This window comes from Kitasatospora sp. NPDC127067, assembly GCF_042724755.1.
Taxonomy (GTDB): Bacteria; Actinomycetota; Actinomycetes; order Streptomycetales; family Streptomycetaceae; genus Kitasatospora; species Kitasatospora lactacystinica.
Map to the genome: position 1 here is coordinate 25,045 of NZ_JBHXEM010000007.1, position 20,898 is coordinate 45,942.

At 73.6% G+C, this 20,898-nt stretch carries 15 protein-coding genes and 1 tRNA gene; 6 read left to right on the forward strand and 10 right to left on the reverse strand.

Annotated elements, in window-relative coordinates:
* Positions 1 to 424: 424 nt before the first annotated feature.
* Positions 425 to 1,165 carry a GPP34 family phosphoprotein gene (locus tag ACFWJ4_RS04875; protein WP_355268249.1) on the reverse strand — a complete coding sequence of 247 codons (741 nt, stop codon included), beginning with the start codon at positions 1,163 to 1,165 and terminating at the stop codon, positions 425 to 427.
* A 298-nt stretch (positions 1,166 to 1,463) separates the two neighbouring features.
* Between ACFWJ4_RS04875 and ACFWJ4_RS04880 the strand changes: the two genes are divergently transcribed.
* On the forward strand, positions 1,464 to 3,974 hold the full coding sequence (locus ACFWJ4_RS04880) for a hypothetical protein (protein ID WP_380539221.1): 2,511 nt from the start codon (positions 1,464 to 1,466) through the stop codon (positions 3,972 to 3,974).
* Positions 3,975 to 4,072: 98 nt separating this feature from the next.
* Here the strand turns inward: ACFWJ4_RS04880 and ACFWJ4_RS04885 are convergent, their stop codons facing one another.
* Entirely contained in the window at positions 4,073 to 5,611 is a 1,539-nt protein-coding gene (locus tag ACFWJ4_RS04885) for a glycosyltransferase family 39 protein (protein WP_380539224.1), read from the reverse strand.
* 177 nt (positions 5,612 to 5,788) lie between these two features.
* Between ACFWJ4_RS04885 and ACFWJ4_RS04890 the strand changes: the two genes are divergently transcribed.
* Positions 5,789 to 5,861 (forward strand) — tRNA-Arg (locus tag ACFWJ4_RS04890).
* A gap of 312 nt (positions 5,862 to 6,173) precedes the next feature.
* Complete coding sequence (locus ACFWJ4_RS04895) at positions 6,174 to 8,642, forward strand: FtsX-like permease family protein (RefSeq protein ID WP_380539227.1); 2,469 nt, start codon at positions 6,174 to 6,176, stop codon at positions 8,640 to 8,642.
* Positions 8,643 to 8,719: 77 nt separating this feature from the next.
* Here the strand turns inward: ACFWJ4_RS04895 and ACFWJ4_RS04900 are convergent, their stop codons facing one another.
* Together ACFWJ4_RS04900 and ACFWJ4_RS04905 are read right to left on the reverse strand one after the other, a co-directional pair.
* Complete coding sequence (locus ACFWJ4_RS04900; RefSeq protein WP_380539230.1) at positions 8,720 to 9,601, reverse strand: carbon-nitrogen hydrolase family protein; 882 nt, start codon at positions 9,599 to 9,601, stop codon at positions 8,720 to 8,722.
* Positions 9,602 to 9,694: 93 nt separating this feature from the next.
* Complete coding sequence (locus ACFWJ4_RS04905) at positions 9,695 to 10,543, reverse strand: phosphatase PAP2 family protein (RefSeq protein WP_380539233.1); 849 nt, start codon at positions 10,541 to 10,543, stop codon at positions 9,695 to 9,697.
* 424 nt (positions 10,544 to 10,967) lie between these two features.
* Here ACFWJ4_RS04905 and ACFWJ4_RS04910 point away from each other — a divergent pair, with 424 nt between their 5' ends.
* Both ACFWJ4_RS04910 and ACFWJ4_RS04915 read left to right on the forward strand, forming a co-directional pair.
* Complete coding sequence (locus ACFWJ4_RS04910; RefSeq protein ID WP_380539236.1) at positions 10,968 to 11,939, forward strand: RNA polymerase sigma factor RpoD/SigA; 972 nt, start codon at positions 10,968 to 10,970, stop codon at positions 11,937 to 11,939.
* 177 nt (positions 11,940 to 12,116) lie between these two features.
* A complete protein-coding gene (locus tag ACFWJ4_RS04915) occupies positions 12,117 to 12,338 on the forward strand; it encodes a hypothetical protein (protein WP_380539239.1) in 222 nt (73 codons plus the stop codon).
* Positions 12,339 to 12,373: 35 nt separating this feature from the next.
* Here the strand turns inward: ACFWJ4_RS04915 and mscL are convergent, their stop codons facing one another.
* The 5 genes from mscL to ACFWJ4_RS04940 all read right to left on the reverse strand — a co-directional run bounded on the left by mscL (position 12,374) and on the right by ACFWJ4_RS04940 (position 17,223).
* On the reverse strand, positions 12,374 to 12,793 hold the full coding sequence (gene mscL / locus ACFWJ4_RS04920) for a large conductance mechanosensitive channel protein MscL (protein ID WP_380539242.1): 420 nt from the start codon (positions 12,791 to 12,793) through the stop codon (positions 12,374 to 12,376).
* 30 nt (positions 12,794 to 12,823) lie between these two features.
* Positions 12,824 to 13,108, reverse strand: a complete 285-nt coding sequence (locus tag ACFWJ4_RS04925; protein WP_380539245.1) for a hypothetical protein — start codon at positions 13,106 to 13,108, stop codon at positions 12,824 to 12,826.
* A gap of 408 nt (positions 13,109 to 13,516) precedes the next feature.
* Positions 13,517 to 13,834, reverse strand: coding sequence for an FmdB family zinc ribbon protein (locus ACFWJ4_RS04930; protein WP_359899804.1), 318 nt, complete (start codon positions 13,832 to 13,834; stop codon positions 13,517 to 13,519).
* Positions 13,835 to 13,960: 126 nt separating this feature from the next.
* A complete protein-coding gene (locus ACFWJ4_RS04935) occupies positions 13,961 to 15,334 on the reverse strand; it encodes an MFS transporter (RefSeq protein ID WP_380539248.1) in 1,374 nt (457 codons plus the stop codon).
* 404 nt (positions 15,335 to 15,738) lie between these two features.
* Positions 15,739 to 17,223 (reverse strand): potassium/proton antiporter, encoded by a 1,485-nt coding sequence (locus ACFWJ4_RS04940; protein WP_380539251.1) that lies wholly within the window; start codon positions 17,221 to 17,223, stop codon positions 15,739 to 15,741.
* 239 nt (positions 17,224 to 17,462) lie between these two features.
* Between ACFWJ4_RS04940 and ACFWJ4_RS04945 the strand changes: the two genes are divergently transcribed.
* Positions 17,463 to 20,183 (forward strand): penicillin acylase family protein, encoded by a 2,721-nt coding sequence (locus ACFWJ4_RS04945; protein ID WP_380539254.1) that lies wholly within the window; start codon positions 17,463 to 17,465, stop codon positions 20,181 to 20,183.
* Between the two features lie 62 nt (positions 20,184 to 20,245).
* On the opposite strand, the gene ACFWJ4_RS04950 is transcribed toward ACFWJ4_RS04945, so the two are convergent.
* On the reverse strand, positions 20,246 to 20,836 hold the full coding sequence (locus ACFWJ4_RS04950; RefSeq protein ID WP_380539257.1) for a 5-formyltetrahydrofolate cyclo-ligase: 591 nt from the start codon (positions 20,834 to 20,836) through the stop codon (positions 20,246 to 20,248).
* Between the last annotated feature and the right edge of the window lie 62 nt (positions 20,837 to 20,898).

Consider the following 20,898-nt stretch of genomic DNA (forward strand, 5'->3'; position numbering starts at 1 on the left):
GGACGACTCGGACAGGTACTGCGGAGGCCGCCCCCGGACCGGCCCGCACCTGCCCCGGCAGGTGCGGGGGCGGGCGGTTGCCGGGCGTCCGGGGACGGCGAAGGGGCGGTCGCCGGGCGACTCGCGTCGCGGGGCGACCGCCCCTCGGTGCTGTTGGTGGTGCCGGTGGTGCCGGTGGCACCGGTGGTGCGTCGGGGCGCTCAGCGCCTTCGGGCGGTGCGAGGGGGACGGCGTGCGCCGCCGGGTGCGCGGCCGGTGGTGTCGGGCGCCGTGGTGGCTGCCCGCCGGGCCGTGCGGACCGCTGCGGCCGTCGAAGCCCTCCAGGACTCCCCGGCCCTCGTGCCCTCCCCGGTTCTGCTGCCCTCCCCGGTTCTGGTGCACCCCCGGGGTCTGATGCACCCCCGGGGTCTGGTGCCCTCCCGGGTCAGCGGACGCCGACCCGGGAGGCGGGGACCCGCCCGCCCGAACCCCGGCCCGCCGTACGGGCGCCGGGGCGGCCGGCAGCGGCCCCGGAACCCTGGGAAGAACGGTTCTGCTGCGCCGGTAGGCCGTTCTGCACGTCCATCACGGCGTGCGCGACCATCCCGCCCAGCGGGTCGTACCGGATCAGGTCGCGCAACCGCGACCGCGAGGACCGGCCCTCGTTGCCCGGGTACAGGTGCTTGCCCAGCCCGACCGAGTGGGCGAGCGCGGCGAGCGCGGCCGTCCGCGGATCCGGCGGAACACCGGTGCGGATCGCGGTGTCCAGCCGCTGCTTGATCGCGGCGTTGGTGCAGTCGTCGGACGCCTGGTACCGGGTCGTCGGCAGCACCCCGCACACCTGGCCCGGCACGGCCGTGACCATGCCGCAGCGCTCCAGGTGCGCCAGATAGGTCTGCCGCAGCCCCAGCCGGGGCCCGCCGATCCAGTGCGCCGCGCGGACCGGACTGCCGCGTCGGCGCAGCAGTTCCAGTGCGTGGTCAAGGGTCGGGTCGCCGGTCGGTCGTGCGAGCACGACGGCGATCCGGTCTCCCTCCGGTACGATCCGTCCGGCCAGGGACAGCTCGACGAGCTGCGCCCCGGCGAGTCCGAGGTCGAGGGTCTGCGGCTGCGCCGTGGTACCCGTGGTCGGGTCCAAAGCGAGCAGCAAGAGTTCCTCGGGAACAGTTCTGCGGCTCTTGCCCATCCAAGCCTCCCCGCGTGGATGAGAGACAGGGTGACGCCTCTCACACGGGCTTGTCGAGTACGCCTCCGAATCGTGACCTTGCGGTGAAGGTGCGGAACCGGCGGCGGCGGGCCTTGCGTCTGATCGGTGAACAGGCCGCGGCGCGACCGGGTGGCGACAATAAGCGCCGGTCGGGCGGGGTGTGTGCGGCCGGAACGGCCGCCGGTGGCGGAGACTGTACAGGTACACGGGGCGGGGCGTCGGCTTCCCGAAATCGGGTTCGCCGGTGCCCCGCCGGGCGTTGAGGAGGCTGGGATACGTGGGCGAGTCCCCCGACAGGGTGCTGAGGGACGGCGACGAGCGGCAGCGCGACCGCGAGCGCGAACGGACCGGTACGGCGGCGTCGGCCGCCGGGCCGGCCGAGGGCGGCTCCGGTACGGCTGCTGACGGGCCGTCGGCAACGGCCGCCGCCGAGGCGACCGCCGAGACCTCCTCCGACACCTCCTCGGACAGCCCCGCGGAGGCCTCCGGCGAGGCGGCCCCGAAGGCGCCCGTCGACGCTCCGGAGGCGGCGCCCAAGGGCGGCTCGACCGTACAGCTCCGCGTCCGGGATGTGGACAGCCGGACGACGACGCTGCGGCTGCCGGTGGACAACAGCACCACCGCGCTGCGGCTGCCCGACGAGCTGGTGAAGGCTGCCGGCAAGGGGAGTTCCGAAGGTGGGGAGGGGGAGAAGGCGACTTCGCCGGAAACCGCGGAGGATGCCGAGCCCGCCGGGCGTCCGGTCGCCGCCGACCCGCGTCTCGCCATGCGGACGGGTGCCACGGCGGCCGGGAAGGCCGGGCGGAAGGCGGCCGAGCCGTCTGGGGAGACCGGCTCCGAGGGCGGCTCCGAGGGCGGCTCGGGGTCCTCGGCCGCACCGGCCGGGACGGCGGACGAGGCGGAGAAGGCGGCCGACGAAGCGGCCGACAACGCCGACAACGCTCGCAACACGGACAACGCCCGCAAGGCCGACAAGGAGCGCAAGGCCGACGGCACCGACGCGGCCGACAGCGCGGAGCGGACCGGGAAGGCCGAGCAGACCGGCCCGGCCGAGAAGGCCGAGAAGGCCGAGAAGACCGAGAAGACCGGGGACGCCGGAACCGAGGACGACCCGGAGGACACCGGGGACGCCGAGGACGCCGACGCCGAGGACGCTCCCGCCATCGGCTCCGTGACCCTCGCGCTGACCAGGACCGGGCAGCCCGGTCAGCGGCCGGACCGGGCCGAGAAGCTGGAGAAGCCCGCGCCGCCGCGCGCCTCCGCCGCGGGCACCGCCGCCCCGGCCGGCACCGTGCCGGAGCCGAAGCCCGAGCCGCGTCCGGAGCCCGGGCCCGTTCCCGAGCCGGAGCCGACCCCCGGCCCGACGCCGCTGCCGAAGCCGGCCCCCGTGCCCGCGCCCGTGCCGGCCCCGAAGCCGCTGCCGGAGCCCGACCCGCGGCCGGTGCCGCCGGTCCCGCCGCTGCCCGAGCCCGAGCCGCTGCCCGCACCGGAGCCGCTGCCGTCGCCGGAGAACACCGCCGAGGCGATGGAGGTCCTGGCCTCCCTCAACGCCCGCCCGGTCTCGCCGCTGCGGCGTGCCCTCAAGCGGGTGACCATCTGGACGGTCTTCCTCGCCGTGGTGCTCGGCGCGCTCGCGGTGGCCCAACTGCTGCGCCCGCTGCCGGACCCCAAGCTGAAGATGACCGCCGCGGGCAGCTACAGCTTCTCCGGCGACGTGCTCGACCTCGCCTGGCCGGCCAAGGGCCAGTCCGCCGCCGAGGTGGTCGGCGTCGGCAGCCTCGGCAGCTCGGGCCAGGAGACGCCGTCCTCGATCGCCAGTGTCACCAAGGTGATGAACGCCTACCTGATCCTCCAGAAGTTCCCCCTGAAGAAGGGGGAGAGCGGCCCGAAGATCACCGTCGACAAGCAGGCCGCGCAGGAGTCCGGCAACGTCGACGAGTCCCGGGTGACGCTCACCGAGGGCCAGGTGCTCACCGAGTACCAGGCCCTGGAACTGCTGATGCTGCCCTCGGCCAACAACGTGGCCCGGCTGCTCGCCCGCTTCCACTCCGGCTCCGAGGCCGAGTTCGTCAAGCTGATGAACGACACCTCGGCCAAGTTCGGCATGGCCAACACCATCTACGCCGACCCGGCGGGTTTCAGCGCGGACACCAAGTCCACCGCCAAGGACCAGCTGAAGCTGGCCGAGCAGGTCATGCAGGACGAGATCTTCCGGCAGATCGTCTCCACCCCGGAGACCAACTTCAACAACGTGAAGATCTCCAACACCAACAACCTGATCAACCCGAAGACCGGCGTCATCGGCGTCAAGACCGGCTCCAGCACCCCGGCCGGCGGCTGCCTGATGTGGGCCGCCTACAAGGAGATCGGCGGTGTGCAGCGGCTGATCCTCGGTGTCACGCTGGGCCAGCAGGCCACCTCGCCCAACCCGGGCGACGGCATCCTGCCGACCGTGCTGAAGGTCAGCGGCAAGCAGATCCAGGCCGCGCAGAACGGCGTGACCGGCCAGATCGTGGTGAAGAAGGGCGACGTCGTCGGCTCGGTGGAGGACGGGCTCGGCGGCAAGGTCGCGGTCGTCGCGACCAAGGACCTGGTGGTGGCGGGCTTCCCCGGCATCTCCGGCACGGTCACCCTGGACACCTCGAAGATCGACCACAGGGGGACGGCCGGCATGGAGGTCGGCGTGCTGCGGGTGGGCGCGGGCGACGGCAAGGCGGAGGTCCCGGTGGCCCTCCAGTCCGACCTGAACCCGCCGTCCATCCAGTCCCGGCTGCTGCGCACGCTGTGAGCCGCCGGGCCGCTGGGCCGCCGGGCCACTGAGCCGCTGAGGCATCGAAAGAAGAAGGGGAGCCGGTCCGCACCGGCTCCCCTTCCTCCTTCTCCGCCCTAGGCGTCCCGGTCGAGCAGCGCGAGCGTGAGACCGCCGAGCGGCGTCACCCGGTCCGGGTCGCCGTACTGGGCGCGGAGCACCTGCGCCTGGTCCGTGGGCATCGCGCCCAGCGGGTCCGGGGTGTCGCCGAGGACCAGCAGCCAGATCCGGGACACCCCGCCCAGGCAGTCCGCCGGCTGCGGGCAGGGCATCGGCGAGAGCTCCCCGGCGTCGTCGGCGCTCTGCGCGACGAAGACCGGATAGGGGCGCACGTCCGAGGGCAGGTAGTAGTCGACGCCGGGCCAGGCCAGCGCCCAGGACTGGTCGCCCAGCGGGGCCGCCATCCCGTCCCCGGAGCGGTAGCCGGCCGAGATCTCCCGGGCCGCCGCCTTGAACGGCTCCTCCGAGCCGTTGTGCGAGCCCACGTACCGCACCTCGGGCTGCCGCGGCAGCGACGCCACGGCCGGTACCGCGAGCAGCCCGACCGTCAGCAGTCCGGCCGCCGCGACGGCCCCCCGGGGGGCCCGGCCGCGTCGCCGGGCCAGGGCCGCCACCGCGCCGTACAGCGCCCCGGCGCCGCCGCCGGCCAGCACCGCCCAGGCGGGCACCGTGAACAGCAGGTACCGCCCGAGGAAGTACGAGGTGTCGGTCAGGCGGGACACCAGCCAGACGCCCACCACCGGCAGTTCCGCGAGCAGCAGCGCCTGCCAGGCCCGGATCCGCCGGCCGGGCAGTGCCAGCGCCAGCAGCGCCAGCGGGACGAAGGCGTAGAACACGACGTCCGAGCCGAACAGGCGCTCCCCGAAGTAGGCGAGGCCGCGCAGGGAGGGGGTCGGTATCCAGCCCAGCTGCCGGTCCGACTGCCGGCTGCCCAGCAGCACCACCGGCAGCACCGGCAGCGCCGCCACGGCGACCGCCAGGGGGTAGTGCCACAGCAGCCGCCGGTCCGTCTCCGGGCGGGTGCGCCACAGGTGCAGCGCCAGGAGCGCCACCTGCCCGGCGACCGTGCTGAAGGACACCAGGTGCCCGGCGCCGGCCAGCGCCATGGCCGCGCAGTACGGCGCCCAGCGCCGCCAGGTCGGCCGCTCCAGCGCCCGCAGCAGGAAGTACGAGGCCGCCGCGATCGCGCAGGTCACCAGCGCGTAGGAGCGCGCCTCCTGGGCGTAGCGGGAGATCTCCGGGGGGACGGTGAACAGCAGCCCGGCCCCGACCGCCGCCACCCTGCTGCCGAACAGCCGCTCGGCGGTGAGCGCCACGAACGCCGCCGCCCCGGCCATCGCCAGCACGGAGGGTATTCGCAGTGAGACCGTCGAGTCGCCGAACACCGCCGTCCAGCCGTGCATCAGCAGGTAGTACGCGCCGTTACTGGCGTCGACGTGCTGGAGCAGCCGCAGCAGGTCCCCCAGGGAGCGGGTGGCCACCGTCCAGGTCGCCATCTCGTCCCGCCACAGGTCCGGCGTCCCCAGCCGGTACCCGCCCACCGCCAGCATGACCACCGAGGGCCACACCCACACCTGCCCCAACAGCCGGCCCACCGGGTGCACAGCAGGTTTCATCAGGTCCTTCGTCTCCTTAGCGAGGCGTTCCGGGGCGGATCCCACCCTGCCCGGCAGGCTACTTGAACCGCCCTGACACCCCGTCGGCCGCCCGCACCCCGCCCGCACCCCCTCCGTCACCCCGCGCCCCACCCCTGATCCGGTACGCTGTGAACGGCCTGGTAGCACCCGGGCCGCGCCTCAGTAGCTCAGGGGATAGAGCACGGCTCTCCTAAAGCCGGTGTCGCAGGTTCGAATCCTGCCTGGGGCACAACGAACACGCAGGTCACAGGCCCTCCGCCAACTCCGGGCGGGGGGCCTGCGGCGTTCCCGGGCCCGGCGCCGCCCGCTGCCCGCCGCCCGCGGCCGACCGCCGACCGGCGGGTGCGACCGGCGGCGGGCGGACCGGCCGGCGTCAGGGGCGGCGTACCTCTCCGGGAGGAGACGGCGGAGGCCGCCGTGCGCCCACGGTTTGATCATGAAACAGACCTCGTGCCGACGGGACGTGGCCGCCGCGCTCCTAGGCTCGTCGAGACCCCTGCCGGAGCACCGTTCCCGGTCAGGGCGGACGAGCCGGGGAACCATGACGACCTACCGATACACCGTGGCCGAGCTGCGCGGCCAGCTGCGCCAACTGCTCCTGAGCGGCGCCGCGATCGCCCTGGGGGTGGCCTTTCTGATCGCCTCCGTCAGCGGCAGCGGGGCGCTGGTGGACTCCTACAGCCAGACCGCGGCCGCCGAGGTCGGCCCCGGCGACATCCAGGTGACCGGGAAGGCCGCGGCCGGCGGGCTGGACGCGGCGGCCGCCGAGCAGGTGCGGCAGACCCCCGGGGTGGCCGCGGTGGCCCCGCGGCTGACCGGCAGGAGCGCCGTGCTGGCCGCCGACGGGCGGCCGCTCGACCGGACCGCCGCGGTCAGCGCCGTCGCCGAGGACCCGGCGCTGCGGTGGCAGCTGCTCAAGGACGGCCGCTGGCCCGCCGGCCCCGGCGAGGTGCTGCTCGACACCGGGACCGCGCACCGGCTGGACGCCGCCGTGGGCGCCGAGGTCCACCTGACCCGGGCCGACGGCACCGCCGCCACCGCCCGGCTGGTCGGCACCCTGGACGAGCGGGGTGCCCCGAGCCTCGCCGGAGCGCCGATCATCGGCGTCCCGGCGAGCGCGGTCGCCGGCTACGCGACCGGCGTCACCACCGACCGACTCGACGTCAGGGCCACCCCCGGCGCCTCCCGGACCGGGACCGTCGACGCCCTGCGCGCCGCCCTCGGCGCCGACGCCCAGGTGCACACCCGCGCGGCCTCGGTCACCGAGGCGACCCGGCAGAGCAACACCATGTACGGCGTGGTGCTGGTCGCCGCGCTCTCCTTCGTCCTGATCGCGCTCGCGGTGGCGCGGATGGTGGTCGGCAACACCTTCACGGTCGTGCTCGCCCAGCGGACCCGCCAGCTCGCCCTGCTGCGCTGCGTGGGCGCCGACCGGCAGCAGCTGCGCCGGCTGATCCGCCGCCAGGGACTGCTGCTCGGGGCGGGCGCCTCGGCGGCGGGCGTGCTGCTGGGGGTCGCCCTCGGCGCGCTCGGCACGGCCGTGGTCGGCGGGCTCGACCTCGGACCGGTGCACCTGTCGCTGATGCCCTCCCCGCTGACCTGCCTGCTGGCCGGCCTGTTCGGCGTGCTGCTGACCCTGCTGGCCGTACGCGGCCCGGCGAAGGCCGCCGCGGCCGTGCCGCCGATCGCCGCGCTCGGCGGCACCCCCGCGCCGGCCGGCGGGGCGGCCAGGGCGCGGGCCGCGGTCCGGACCTCCGGGCTGCTGCTCGCGGGCACGGCGCTGCTGGTGGCCGGGGCGCTGACCCCGCCGCCGCTGTCGCTGCTCGCCGTCACCGTCGGTGCCATCGCCAACTTCTTCGGGGTGCTGCGGCTGTCCCACCGGGTGCTGCCCGCGGTCGTCGCCGTACTGGGCCGCCCCGCCCGCAGGCTCGGCGGGACGGCGGGCCGGCTCGCCACCCAGCAACTGCGGCTCAACCCCGGCCGTACCGGGGCCACCGGCTCGGCGCTGCTGCTCGGCGTGACCGTGATGGTCGGCGCGGTCACCGCGCTCGACATCACCTCGCAGTCGCTGGTGCCCGTGATGTCCGCGCGCCAGCCCGGCGTCTTCTCGGCGGCCGCCACCGGCGGCGGCGCCCTGCCCGCCGGGGCACTCGGTGCCCTCGGCGCCGACCACGGGCTGACCGTCACCCCGGTCCGCTCGGCCACCGTCGACCTCGACGGCCGGCCCACCGTGGTCGCCGCCGTCGACCCCACCCGGCTCAACTCCTCGACGGACGACGTGGACCGGGCCCGCGCACTCACCGAGGGCACCGCACTGAGCGGACTCGGCGAGACCGGGGTGCGGCGGGCCGGCGGCGTCGAGCTGAGGCTCCAACCCGGCCGCAGCAGCCTGCCGTTCACCCTGCAGAGCGGCGCCACCCTGCTGGTGACGCCCACGACCCTGGACCGCCTCGCCCCCGGCGCGCCCGTCACCACGGCCTGGATCTCCCCGGCCGCCGGCGACGACCGGCCGACCGCCCGCCGGGCCCTGGACCGCGCCCTCGCCGACCACCCGCAGGTGACCGTCGCCGACACGGCCGCCCAGGCGGACACCCTGCGCTCGCTGCTGGACCGGCTGAAGACCGTCAGCATGGTCCTGCTGTCCTTCTCCGTCGCCATCGCCGGCCTGGGCGTCGCGGCCACCCTGATGCTCAGCATCAGCGAACGCTCCCGCGAGATCGGCATGCTGCGCGCGATCGGGATGTCGCGCGAGCAACTGCGCCGGATGCTCACCCTGGAGGCGCTGCTGCTCTCCCTGGCCGGCGCGCTGGTCGGCACCGGCCTTGGCGTCGCCTACGGCTGGGCGGCCGCCCGCTCGATCACCTCGACGCTGGGAACGGTCGGCACCCCGCCGGTCCTGCCGGTGCTGGCCGCCCTGGCCCTGACCGTCCTGGTCGGCCTGGCCGCCGCGGTGCTGCCGGCCCGCCGGGTCGGACGGATGACCGCGGTGGCGGCGATGCGCGCCTCCTGACCGGGCCGTGGCCGGTGCGCCGGGGCCGACCGCGCCCCGTGCCCCGACGCTCCCGGCCGGGGGGCCGCCGAGGTGGGTCAGGCCAGGGTGAAGCGGGCTCGGGGGGCCTGCGGGCGGGCGGTGGCGAGGGCGAGGTCGGCGAGGAGGGACTCGGTTTCGCGGGTGCGGCGCAGGACGTCCGGGTCGAGGTCGACGACGACGAGTTCGCGCCGGTCCTCGCTCGCTTCGGCGATCAGCCGGCCGTCCGGGCCCCAGACCGCGCTGCCGCCGCAGGTGTGCCAGCCGCCGGTGCGGCCGATGTGGTTGGCGAGCACCGTGTAGAGGGTGTTGTCGAGCGCGCGGGCCGGGAACCAGGTGCGGGACTCGTGGTGGCCGTGTCCCATGCTGAACAGCGCGCCGACCAGGTACGCGTGGCAGCCGTCGAGCGCGGCGGCCCGGGCGTGCTCGGGGAAGCCGGAGTCGTAGCAGACGCCGAGCCCGAGCCGCCAGCCGTCCAGCTCCAGGGTGCAGCCGGCCGTCCCGGGGCGGTAGTGCTCGCGTTCGGTCATGAACAGGTGCTGCTTGTCGTAGCGGGTGACGAACTCGCCGTCCGGGCCCAGGACGAGGGCGGAGACGCGCAGGTCGGCGCCGTCCCGTACGGCGGCGCCGACGATGGCGGCGGTGCCGGTCTCGCGGCAGGCCTCGGCGATCGGCGTGAGGCGCGGATCGCCGGGCTGGACGGCGTACTTGACGGGGTCGGCGCTGATCAGCTCGGGCTCGTACCCGGAGAGGACCTTCTCCGCGAAGAGCACCAGCCGGGCGCCGGCCCGGGCGGCCTCGCGGACCAGTTCGGCGGCCTGGGCGACGTTGGCGGGTATGTCACCGGCCACGGCCTGGGCCTGGACGGTGGCGATCCGCAGCGGGCGCTCGGGGTAACCGGCGGGCGCGGCGGGGGAGATGGGGGCGGTGGTGTCGGGCATGGCCGCCACGCTAGCGCGGTGGCCGGCGGTGGCCGGCGGTGGCCGGCGGTGGCCGGGAGTGGGCCGTGGGGCGGGCCGTGGGGTGACGCGGCCTCAGCGGACGGTCTCGTCGGCCCGGCCGGACGGGTCGCCCGGGACCTCCTCCGGCAGGCCGTGCGGCCCGTCCTCGTCCAGCGGGGCGACCGTGCGCGAGGAGCGCCCGCCCGACACGACGACCCGCTGGACCCGGTCCCTGGTGCGCCAGTTGACCCGCCGTACGTCGCGGGCCAGGGCGCCGGGGCGCCAGACCTGGATCACGGCGGTCACGGTGCCCAGCACGATGCCGGCGGCCAGCCAGCCGGCCAGGACGTCGCTGGGCCAGTGCACCCCGAGCGCGATCCGGGTCCAGCCGATGGTCAGCACCGTGGCCGCCGCCACCAGGCAGGCGGCGGTGCGGCCGCGCCGGCGGACCCGGTACCAGAGCAGGCCGACCAGGACGGCGCAGGTGATCGCCGAGGCCATGGCGTGTCCGGAGGGGAAGGCCGGGCCGTCGGCGTGCGAGACCGGATCGGTGAAGGAGGGGCGGCTGCGGCCGAAGGTCAGCTTCAGCGCCCACTGGGCGCCCCAGCCGACCAGGGCCTGGGCGGCCACCCAGCCGGCCAGCACCCGTGCGCCGATCAACCAGAGCCATCCGGCGGCGATTCCGAGCAGCGTCCGCATCGTGACGGTGCCGCCGATGTCCGAGAGCGTCTGCACGGAGGCGGTCCACACCCGGTGTTCCCGGGCGTAGGTGTGCAGTTCGCCGATCCACTCCTGGTCGAAGCGGACCAGCGGGTGCCACTGGCCGGTCACCGGAGCGGCCAGCAGGCCGAACAGCGCGGCACAGCCCAGCGCGAGCGCGGTGTCCCGAAGGAGACTGCGGTTACGCGCAGTGAGGCGGTTCGTGCCGTTGGTCAGGTGCATGACTGACACCTTCCCAGTGTCCCGTGCCGGGCAAGGGCCGGAGTGATAGCGATTCGGCATCGTTTGTGAGGAGGACCTGCGTGTGCCGGGGTGCGTGCGGAGGCGGAAAGCGGGGAACGCGGGGAACGCCGGCGGCCGTTCGCGGGTTCAACGGGTGGGCGGCGGCAGCGTGTCGGTCGAGTCAAGACATCGCTCCCGGAGCGGCCGGCCGATGGCACGGGACGCGCCCGACCGGTCACTCGGCGTTCGAGGCCGGGGTGAAAACCGGCAGGATACTGCATCGCCGGGAAGAATCTGAGTGACTTGGGAATGTTGTCCGGATTCTGTTCGTTGGATCGTTACGTGTGTGCCTCCAGGGGCCCGCACTTCTTGCCCTCACGAGGCAGGCAGGCAGACCTCGGCAATACCAGCAAAGGGAGCAAGCATGGCCACCCGTGCCGTCGTTCGCGACAGGGCCGACCGGAGTCGCGCGGCCCGCCCGACCAACCTTGAGGCCGACCGCGACCTGGTCGGCATGTACCTCGACGAGATCGCCAGGACACCCCTGCTCGATGCCGCCGAGGAGGTCGAGCTCTCGCTGCGGATCGAGGCCGGCGTGTACGCCCAGCACCTGATGGACGAGGGCGGACTCCCCGACGGCGTCACGCGCGAGGAGCTGGAGACGATAGCCGCCGACGCCGAGCGCGCCAAGGACGTCTTCATCCGGTCCAACCTCCGGCTCGTGGTCGCCGTCGCCCGTCGCTACCCGCGCAGCGGCCTGCCGCTGCTGGACCTCATCCAGGAGGGCAACGCGGGCCTGGTGCGCGCCGTCGAGAAGTTCGACTACGCCAAGGGCTTCAAGTTCTCCACGTACGCGACGTGGTGGATCCGGCAGGCGATCACCCGGTCCATCGCCGACCAGTCCCGCACCATCCGGCTGCCCGTGCACCTGGTGGAGGAGCTCGGGCGGATCCGGCGGGTGCAGCGGGAGAAGTCCAAGGAGCTGGGCCGTGAGCCGGAGCCGGCCGAGATCGCGGCCGAGCTGGACACCACCGAGGCCCGGATCAAGGACGTGCTGGACTGGGCGCGCGACCCGGTCAGCCTCAACATGTCGGTCGACGACGAGGGCGAGACCCAGTTCGGTGACCTCGTCGAGGACACCGGGGCCACGTCCCCCGAGGACGCCGTGATGGTCATGCTCCGCCGCGAGGAACTGGACGACCTGATCGGGCGGTTGGACGACCGCACCGCCTCGATCATCCGTTCCCGCTACGGGATGGAGGACGGCCGCGAGCGCACCCTCACCGAGGTGGGCAAGCAGCACGGCCTCACCCGCGAGCGGATCCGCCAGATCGAGAAGCACGCGCTGGCCGAGCTGAAGAAGATCGCCGACCACGCGGGCTTCGAAGCCGCCTGACAGGCCACCCGGGCAGTCTCGCTCGGCAGGCCTCCCGCGGTCCGTCCGACGGACCGGCCGGGCCCACTGGCCGAGCCCTCATCCGGGCCCTGGCGCGGAGCGTTCCGCACCGGGGCCCGAGGCGTGCCGCGGGGCTCTTAGGCTGGAGGGGAGGGACGAGTGGACGGAGTGGACGGCGTGAGCGAGCAGGGGCAGGAAGAGGGCCAGGAGCAGGCCCGGGCGCAGGAGCCCCGGGAGGCTGCGGCCGCCAAGGCCCGGCTGGTCTTCCGGGACCCGTTGGACCAGCAGTCCAGCGACGACACCGATGCGGGCTGGGGTGCCCGCCCCGGGGCGGGGGAGGGTGGTGGACGGGGGCTGGACTGGTACCTGAGCCAGCGCCCGCCGCACCACGGGGGCTGAGGAACGGGGACCGGGCGCCGACCGGCACCCGTCGGTCAGCGCAGCGGCGCGACCAGCGCGTCGCGGATCTCGGTCAGCAGGGTGACCTCCTTGGCTTCGAGGTCCGCCGCCTTCTCGGCGAGGGTCTTGCGGTGGGCCGCCAGCCTGTTCATGGGCACGATCAGAACGAAGTAGACGACCGCCGCGGTGATCAGGAACTGGATCGCGGCGCTGAGCACCGAACCCCACAGGATGAGGATTCCGGACGTGACCTCGCCGGTCGGGCTCACCTCGCAGGGCCCCTTGAGGCAGGAACTGTAGGACGCGAGGTCCTTCGTCCCGAAGACGCCGACGAGTGGATTGATCACGCCCTTGACGAAGGTGTTGACGATGTTGGTGAAAGCCGCGCCGATGACCACGGCCACGGCGAGGTCGATGACATTTCCACGCAGCAGGAATTCCTTGAAGCCCTTCATGCCGCCTCGAACGACGAAGTCGCCCCGCGGTTACGGGTGATCTTCCGCAGCCCCGGATTGACAACCCGTCCGGCCCAGCGCGCCCCCCTGGGGCGGCGGCAGACCGGCCCGCGCGGGCCCCAGCGCCAGCGCCGCCGCCACCGCGAGCAGCACCAGGACGGGCACCCCGGCCCGCCGTCGCACCGCACTGCGCCAGCGGTGCCACCCGCCGCACCCGCGCCGGATCGGCGGGAAGCCCGGCAGCTCCTGCCGGGGCGGCACGGCGGGCGCGGGCAGCGGGAGCGGCAGGGGCAGGGAGAAGTTCGCGGTCGTCATCGACGCACCTCCGGAGTGTCGGCGGCCCGGCCCCTCGCGGACCGGATGCCCACACGATGAGCGTTTCCGGCGAACTCGGACAGCCTTTTCCCCAGGCCTGTGGACAACTGGGCCCTGTGGACAACTTCGTTCACCCGCACGAGTTGCTCCGGCCCGTCCGGGGTGACGGAAAGCCCATGGGGCCGCAGCGGGGAAAGAGGGGAAAGAGGGGAAAGAGGGGAAAGAGGGGAAAGAGGGGAAAGAGGGGAAAGAGGGGAAAGAGGGGAAAGAGGGGAAAGCGGGAAAGAGGGGAGGCCGACGGCCGGAGTCGGCGGACGCGGAAAGGCCCGCCGTCCCCGCGTGGAAGCGGGGCCGACGGGCCTCTCCGAGGTCTGCGGGCCGTCCCGGGCCGATGGCCCGGCGCCGAGGTCAGCTCGCGGCGGGAGCCGGGCTGGACGACGACGAGGAGCCGGAGCTCGACGACGAGGACGAAGCCGAGGAGGACGTGGACGTGGCGGACGACGTCGAGGGGGTCGACGACGACCCGGCGCCCACCGTGCTGCTGGAGGACGAGCGGCTGTCGGTCCGGTAGAAGCCGGAGCCCTTGAACACGACGCCCACGGCCGAGAAGACCTTGCGGAGTCGTCCCTGGCAGTCGGGGCACGTGGTCAGCGCCTCGTCGGTGAACTTCTGCACCGCCTCCAGGCCGTTGCCGCACTCGGTGCACTGGTACTGGTACGTGGGCACTTGTCTTCCTCCTGGCACTCTCGCCTGATGAGTGCTAACGATGGTCAATGATGCGGCATTCCGCGGGATCAGTCCAGCGACTCCGGTGTGAGATGGGCCGGGCCCGGCCGCCGGACCGCCTCCCGCTCAGCCCTTGGCCGCGCCCACCAGCCGCCCGGCACCGCCGTGCTCCGCCGGGACGTCGCCCGAACCCCGGGCCGGAGCGGTGCCCGCGACGGCCGTCCCGGGTCCCGGTGCCACCAGCAGGTGCCGCAGCGAGAGCAGCACGATCAGCCCCAGTCCGGCCCCGGCCACCGGCACCAGGAACCCGGTCGAGGGCCCGTGCCCGTCGATCAGCCGGCCCGCCGCCATCGAGCCGACGGCCAGCCCCAGCCCGATGGCGCCGGTCAGCCAGGTGAAGGCCTCCGTCTTGGCCCCGTCCGCGACCAGCGTCTCGACCAGGGTGTAGCCGCTGATCAGGGTCGGCGCGATGGCCAGCCCGCAGACCAGCCCGGCGACGGTCAGCGCGACCAGGTTGGGCATCGCCCACAGCACCGAGCAGCCCAGTACCAGCAGCGTGTAGCTGATCAGCATCCGCTGCTGCACCGGCCGCCGCCAGGCGATCACGCCGTACAGCACGCCGGCCAGCATCGAGCCGCCGGCGAAGATCCCGTACACGGTGCCGCCGGCGTCGTGCTGTCCGACCGAGTCGGCGAAGGCGTTCACCGACACCTGCATGCCGCCGAACACCGCGCCGACCCCGAGGAAGGTCCCGGCCAGCAGGCGGACGCCGGGGGAGGCGAGCGCCGAGGCGCGCTTGGTGCCGGGCTGCGGCACGATCCGGGCCGGGGCGGTGCGCCGCTGGGCGGCGAAGGCCAGGCCGCCGACGAGGGTCAGCGCGGCCTCGGCGACCAGGGCGGTGGCCGGGTTGGCGAGGGCGGCGATGCCGGAGGCCAGGATCGGGCCGATCACGAAGGTGAACTCGTCCGTCACGGACTCGAAGGCGAAGGCGGTGCTCACCCGGGCCGCGGAGGCGTCGGAGGCGCCGTCCGCCGTGAACGTGGCCACCCAGCGGGCCCGGACCATCGCGCCGACCTGCGGAACGCTCGCACCGGCCGGGACGGCGGCCAGGAAGAGGCTCCAGGCGGGCGCGTGACCGAGCGCGAGCGCGATCAGCGCGCCGACCGCGGCCGCGTGCACCAGGACGGTCGGGACGAGCACCGCGGCCTGGCCGTAGCGGTCCGCGAGCCGCCCGGTCTGCGGCCCGACCAGGGCCTGGGCGACGGCGGCGACCGCGGTGACCGTACCGGCGGTGCCGTACGAGCCGTGGGTCCGGGTGACGAGCAGCAGGATGCCCATGCTGAGCATCGCGTACGGCAGCCGCGCGACCAGGGCGGGGGACAGGAACGTCCAGGCCCCGGGCGTGCGCAGCAGCTCGCCGTACCCGACGCGGGCGGGGGCCGGAGCTGCGGGGGTGGCCGCGTGGTCCGCGGCGGTGTCGACCGTTCGGCGCGCCGTCACGGTCGGTCCTTCCTGCTGCCTGGTAGCGCGGCAGGGCATGGTGTGGCCCCGACGGCGCCGAGAGTCGTCCTCTCGCGCGTCGACCGGGGTAGATACCGGGCCGGTCCGGCGTGGTGGCCGGGAGCCGGACCGCGGCCGCCGAGCGGTCGCGCCAACTCTGCGTCAGGCAGAAATTGGGGGTGGTCTAGCGATGGTTATACGGATGATCGAACCATCGTATCAGTTACGCGCGTAGATACCCTCTGCCGACCCCGGCCCCTCCGGCCCGCCCCAGCCGTGACGGGCCGGAGGGGCCCGGGAGGGCCGAGGAGGGCAGGGAGGGCCGGAGCGGCCGGAGCGGCCGTGGCGAGCCGGAGCAGCCGGTTTCGAGCAGTGAAGGGGCCGAGCCGAGCCGGCCCCCGCGCTCACCGCCCGTTCAGCCACCCCGCGAGCTTGCCGCCCTTGTCCACGGCCCGCAGCCGCCGCTCCGCCGCCTCGCCGACCTCGTCCGTGGTGACCACCAGCAGCTCGTCCCCGCCGCGCAGCACCGTCGCCTTGTCCGGCACGAAGGAGTTCCCCTCCCGCACGACCAGGGTGACCGCGGCCCCCTTGGGCAGCCGCAGCTCGCTGATCTCCACGCCCGACATCTTCGAGGTGGGGGAGAGCGCGACCGACAGCAGGTGCCCGTGCAGCTTCTCCAGCGGGGCGGACTCGATGCCCAGGTCCTGGCCCATGTCGCCCTCGTCGATCCGCAGCCGCTTGGCCACCCACGGCAGGGTCGGCCCCTGGAGGAGGGTGAAGACGACGACGAGGATGAAGACGATGTTGAAGACGTCCTCGGCCCGGTGCGCGCCGGACACCACCGGGATGGTGGCCAGCACGATGGGCACCGCCCCGCGCAGTCCGGCCCAGCTCAGCAGTGCCTGTTCGCGGGCCGGCACCTTGAACGGGGTGAGCGAGACCATCACCGACAGCGGCCGTGCCAGGAACACCAGCACTCCGCCGATCACCAGCGCGGGCACCACCGCGTCGCCCATGGTCTCGGGCGTGACGAGCAGCCCGAGCAGCACGAACATGCCGATCTGCCCGATCCACGCCAGTCCGTCGGCGAAGCCCCGGACGGCGGGGCCGTGCGGCAGCTTGGAGTTCCCGAGTATCACCGCGCTGATGTAGACGGCGAGGAAGCCGGAGCCGTGCAGCAGCGCGCCGCCGGCGTACGCGAGCACGGTGAGCGCCATCACGGCGATCGGGTAGAGGCCCGAGGAGGGCAGTGCGACGTGCTTGAGCCCGTAGGAGCCTATCTTTCCGACGGCGAGGCCCACTGCGGCGCCGATCGCCAGTTCGGCGGCGATCGTGCCGATCAGGACGTACCAGGTGTCCAGTTCCCCGGTGGTGGCGAAGGCGACGACCAGGATGACCACGGGCGCGTCGTTGAAGCCGGACTCGGCCTCCAGCAGGCCGGTGAGCCGGTGCGGCAGCGGGACCATCCGCAGGACGGAGAAGACGGCGGCCGCGTCGGTCGAGGAGACGATGGCGCCCAGCAGCAGTGAGGTGCGCCAGTCCAGGCCGACCAGCCAGTGCGCGCCGGCGGCGGTGGCGAAGACGCTGATGCCGACGCCGACGGTGGCGAGCACGGTCGCGGCCGGCATGACCGGCTTGATCTCCCGCCAGCTGGTCTTGAGGCCGCCCTCGGCGAGGATCACCACGAGTGCCGCGTAGCCGAGCACCTGGGTGAGCTCGGCGTTGTTGAACGTGACGCCGATCCCGTTCTGTCCCAGCGCCACGCCGATCCCGAGATAGATCAGCAGGCTGGGCAGCCCTGATCGGGTGGAGAGGCGGACGGCGCCCACCGCGAACAGCAGGATCACGGAGGACTCAAGCAGGAGCTGGTTCAGATGGGAGACGTTCACGCAGGGGCACCTCGGGCAGGCATGGGCGGGCGGGGTGTCTGGTGGTGCTGTGGGGTGACCCGTTAAGAAGTCGTCAATGCTCCTCTTGCGGATCGTTACGCAGTCTAACATTTTGCCATATCTTTAGCTTGGTCCCCCGTTCACGGTGCCCGGCCGACTCGGCCTAATGTGGTGCCCTGTCACGGCCGCAGGCCCTGGACACGCCCGCCCGCCCCGAAGTCAGGACCGCAAGGACCCAGATGCCCCGCTCGAAGAAGTTCCGGCGCGCCCGTCTGATCGTGATCGTGCTGGTCGTGCTGCTGGTGGCCGGCACCGGCTACGGCGGCTACCGCGGGGTCTCCGCGGTCCGCGCCTCCTTCCCGGAGGTCGACGGCAGCGTCAAGGTGCCGGGCCTGAGCGCGCCCGTCGACGTCAAGCGGGACGCCAACGGCATCCCGCAGCTGTACGCCGACACCGACGAGGACCTTTTCCGTGCCCAGGGCTACGTCCAGGCGCAGGACCGTTTCTGGGAGATGGACGTCCGCCGGCACATCACGGCCGGCCGGCTCTCCGAGATGTTCGGCGACGGCCAGGTCGACACCGACGCGTTCATCCGCACCATGGGCTGGCGGCAGGTGGCGCAGAAGGAGTTCGACACCAAGCTGTCGCCGGAGACCAAGAAGCACCTCCAGGCCTACTCGGACGGCGTGAACGCCTGGCTCGCCGAGCACCCCGGCGGCGCGAAGGCCTCGCTGGAGTACGGCCTGCTCGGCGTCGTCAACGGCGGCTACCGGCCCGAGCAGTGGTCCCCGGTCGACTCGGTGGCCTGGCTCAAGGCGATGGCCTGGAACCTCTCCGGGAACCTCCAGGAGGAGATCGACCGCTCGCTGCTGGCCCAGGACTTCGGCCCCGACAAGATCGCCGAGCTGTACCCGGACTATCCGTACGCCCGCAACGGCACCATCGTGAAGACCGGCGCCGTGACCGGCGACAACTACCGCCCCGCCGACGGCTCCCCGCAGTCCGGGACGGCCGCCGGAACGGCCGCCACCGCCCAGGGCGCGGCGGCCACCAAGGCGATGCTGCAGGGCCTGACCGACCGGGTCGACTCGATGCCGCAGCTGCTCGGCCGCCCCGGCCAGGGCATCGGCTCCAACTCCTGGGTGGTCGCCGGCTCGCACACCACCACCGGCAAGCCGCTGCTGGCCAACGACCCGCACCTCGGCCCCGGCCTGCCCTCGGTCTGGTACCAGATGGGCCTGCACTGCCGGACCGCCTCCCCGGCCTGCCAGTTCGACGTCTCCGGCTTCACCTTCGCGGGCATGCCCGGCGTGATCATCGGACACAACAAGGACATCGCCTGGGGCTTCACCAACCTCGGCGCCGACGTCACCGACCTCTACCTGGAGAAGGTCACCGGCCCGGAGACCTACCAGGTGGACGGCAAGGACGTGAAGTTCGACCTCCGCAAGGAGACCATCAAGGTCGCCGGCGGGGAGGACCGCACCATCACCGTCCGCACCACCCAGACCGGCGCCCCGCTGATCTCCGACCAGAGCAGCGAGCAGCAGAACGTCGGCAAGTACGCCCCCAACGGCCAGTCCGCCCCGGACCGCGGCACCAGCGGCTACGGCGTCGCCCTGCAGTGGACGGCGCTCAGCCCCGGCAAGACCATGGACGCCGTCTTCGAACTGGACAAGGCGAAGAACTGGGACGAGTTCCGTGCCGCCGCCAAGGACTTCACCGTCCCCGCGCAGAACCTGATCTACGCCGACGCCAAGAACATCGGCTACCAGGCCCCGGGCAGCATCCCGGTCCGCGGCAAGGGCGACGGCACCCTCCCCTCGCCGGGCTGGGACTCCGCGTACCAGTGGAAGGACCCGATCCCCTTCACCGCGCTGCCCTGGAGCCTCAACCCCTCGGCCGGCTACATCGTCACCGCCAACCAGGCCGTGGTGGACCCGAGCTACAAGTACAACCTGACCAAGGACTGGGAGTACGGCACCCGCGCCAAGGAGATCACCGACCAGATCGAGGGCCTGCTCAAGAACAACGGCAAGATCTCGCCGGACGACATGCAGACCCTCCAGCTGGACAACACCAGCGTGATGGCCAAGACGCTCGTCCCGCTGCTGCTCAAGCAGCCGATCAGCGACCCGTACGTGCGCGAGGCCCAGGACCTGCTGAAGGACTGGAACTTCCACCAGGACGCCGACTCGGCCGCCGCCGCCTACTACAACGGCGTCTGGCGCCAGCTGCTGATCCTGGCCTTCGGCCAGAAGTTCCCGGCCGACCTGCGGGCCAAGGACAACTGCCTGCTGGTCCGCCAGCAGGACGACCCGACCAAGCCGGACAGCTCCACCAAGATCGTCACCGAATGCGGCACCCGCGAGCCGGGCAAGGCCCAGCCGGACGGCGGCGACCGCTGGACCGAGGTGGTCCGCCAGCAGCTGGAGAAGCCCGACAGCTCGTGGTGGACGTACATCGACGACCAGCACAAGGAGCAGAAGGGCCTGAACAACCTGCTCCAGGAGGCGATGAAGAACGCCCGCCAGGAGCTGACCTCGCTGCTCAGCAAGGACGTCTCCACCTGGAGCTGGGGCCGCCTGCACAAGCTGGAGCTGCGCGAGCAGACCCTCGGCACCGACAACTCCTCGATCGCCTCCGGCGCGGTGCACAAGCTGCTCAACCGCGGCCCGTACCGGCTCTCCGGCGGCTCGGCGGCGGTCGACGCGGCCGGCTGGAACGCGGCGGCCGGCTACCAGGTGGACTGGATCCCGTCGATGCGCATGGTGGTCGACCTGAACGACCTCGACTCCTCGCGCTGGATCAACGTCGGCGGCGCCTCCGGCCACGCCTTCCACGACAACTACAACGACCAGACCGACCTCTGGCTCAAGGGCAAGCTGCTGACCTGGTCCTACTCGCCGGACGCGGTCGAGAAGGCCACCAAGCACAAGCTGGTGCTCACCACCGGCTGACGCCCGGACGGCCAGGCCACCGGCGGCCCCGTTCCCCCGAGGGAGCGGGGCCGCCGCCGTTGTCACCCCAGCCTGCGCACCCCCGAGGGCAGCACCGCCAGGTCCACCGGCCGGTCGTGCGGCTCGGCCGGCACCCGCTCCAGCAGCTCGTGCTCGTACAGCAGCACCGCCAGCACCGGCCGCGCGCCCGCCCGCGCCAGCCGGGCCAGCACCCGGTCGTAGCTGCCGCCGCCCCGGCCCAGCCGCAGCCCGGAGCGGTCCACCGCCAGGCCCGGCAGCAGCACCACCGCGGCCCCGGTCACCGCCTGCGGCCCGAGCCGCGGGCCGACCGGCTCCAGCAGCCCGCGTCCGGCCGGGGCCAGCGCGTCGGGCCCCGCGTACTCGGCCCAGTCCAGGTCGTTGTCCGCCAGCAGCACCGGCAGCAGCACCCGCACCCCGCGCGCCCGCAGCGCGTCCAGCAGCGGCCGCGTCCCGGGCTCGGCGCCCACCGAGACGTAGGCGGCCACCGTGGCGCCCGCGGCGGCCAGCTCCCCGGCGTGCGCGGCCAGCGCGCCGGCGGCCGCCGCGCGCTCCTCGGCGGCCAGATCGCGCCGTTGCGTCAACAGCCGTGTCCTGAGGTCGCTCTTCTCGTTGGGCATCCGATCCTCGTTCATCCGATCCTCCTGGCCTGCGCACCGACGACGCGCAGAGCCTGACACGCGAAAGGGCACCCCCC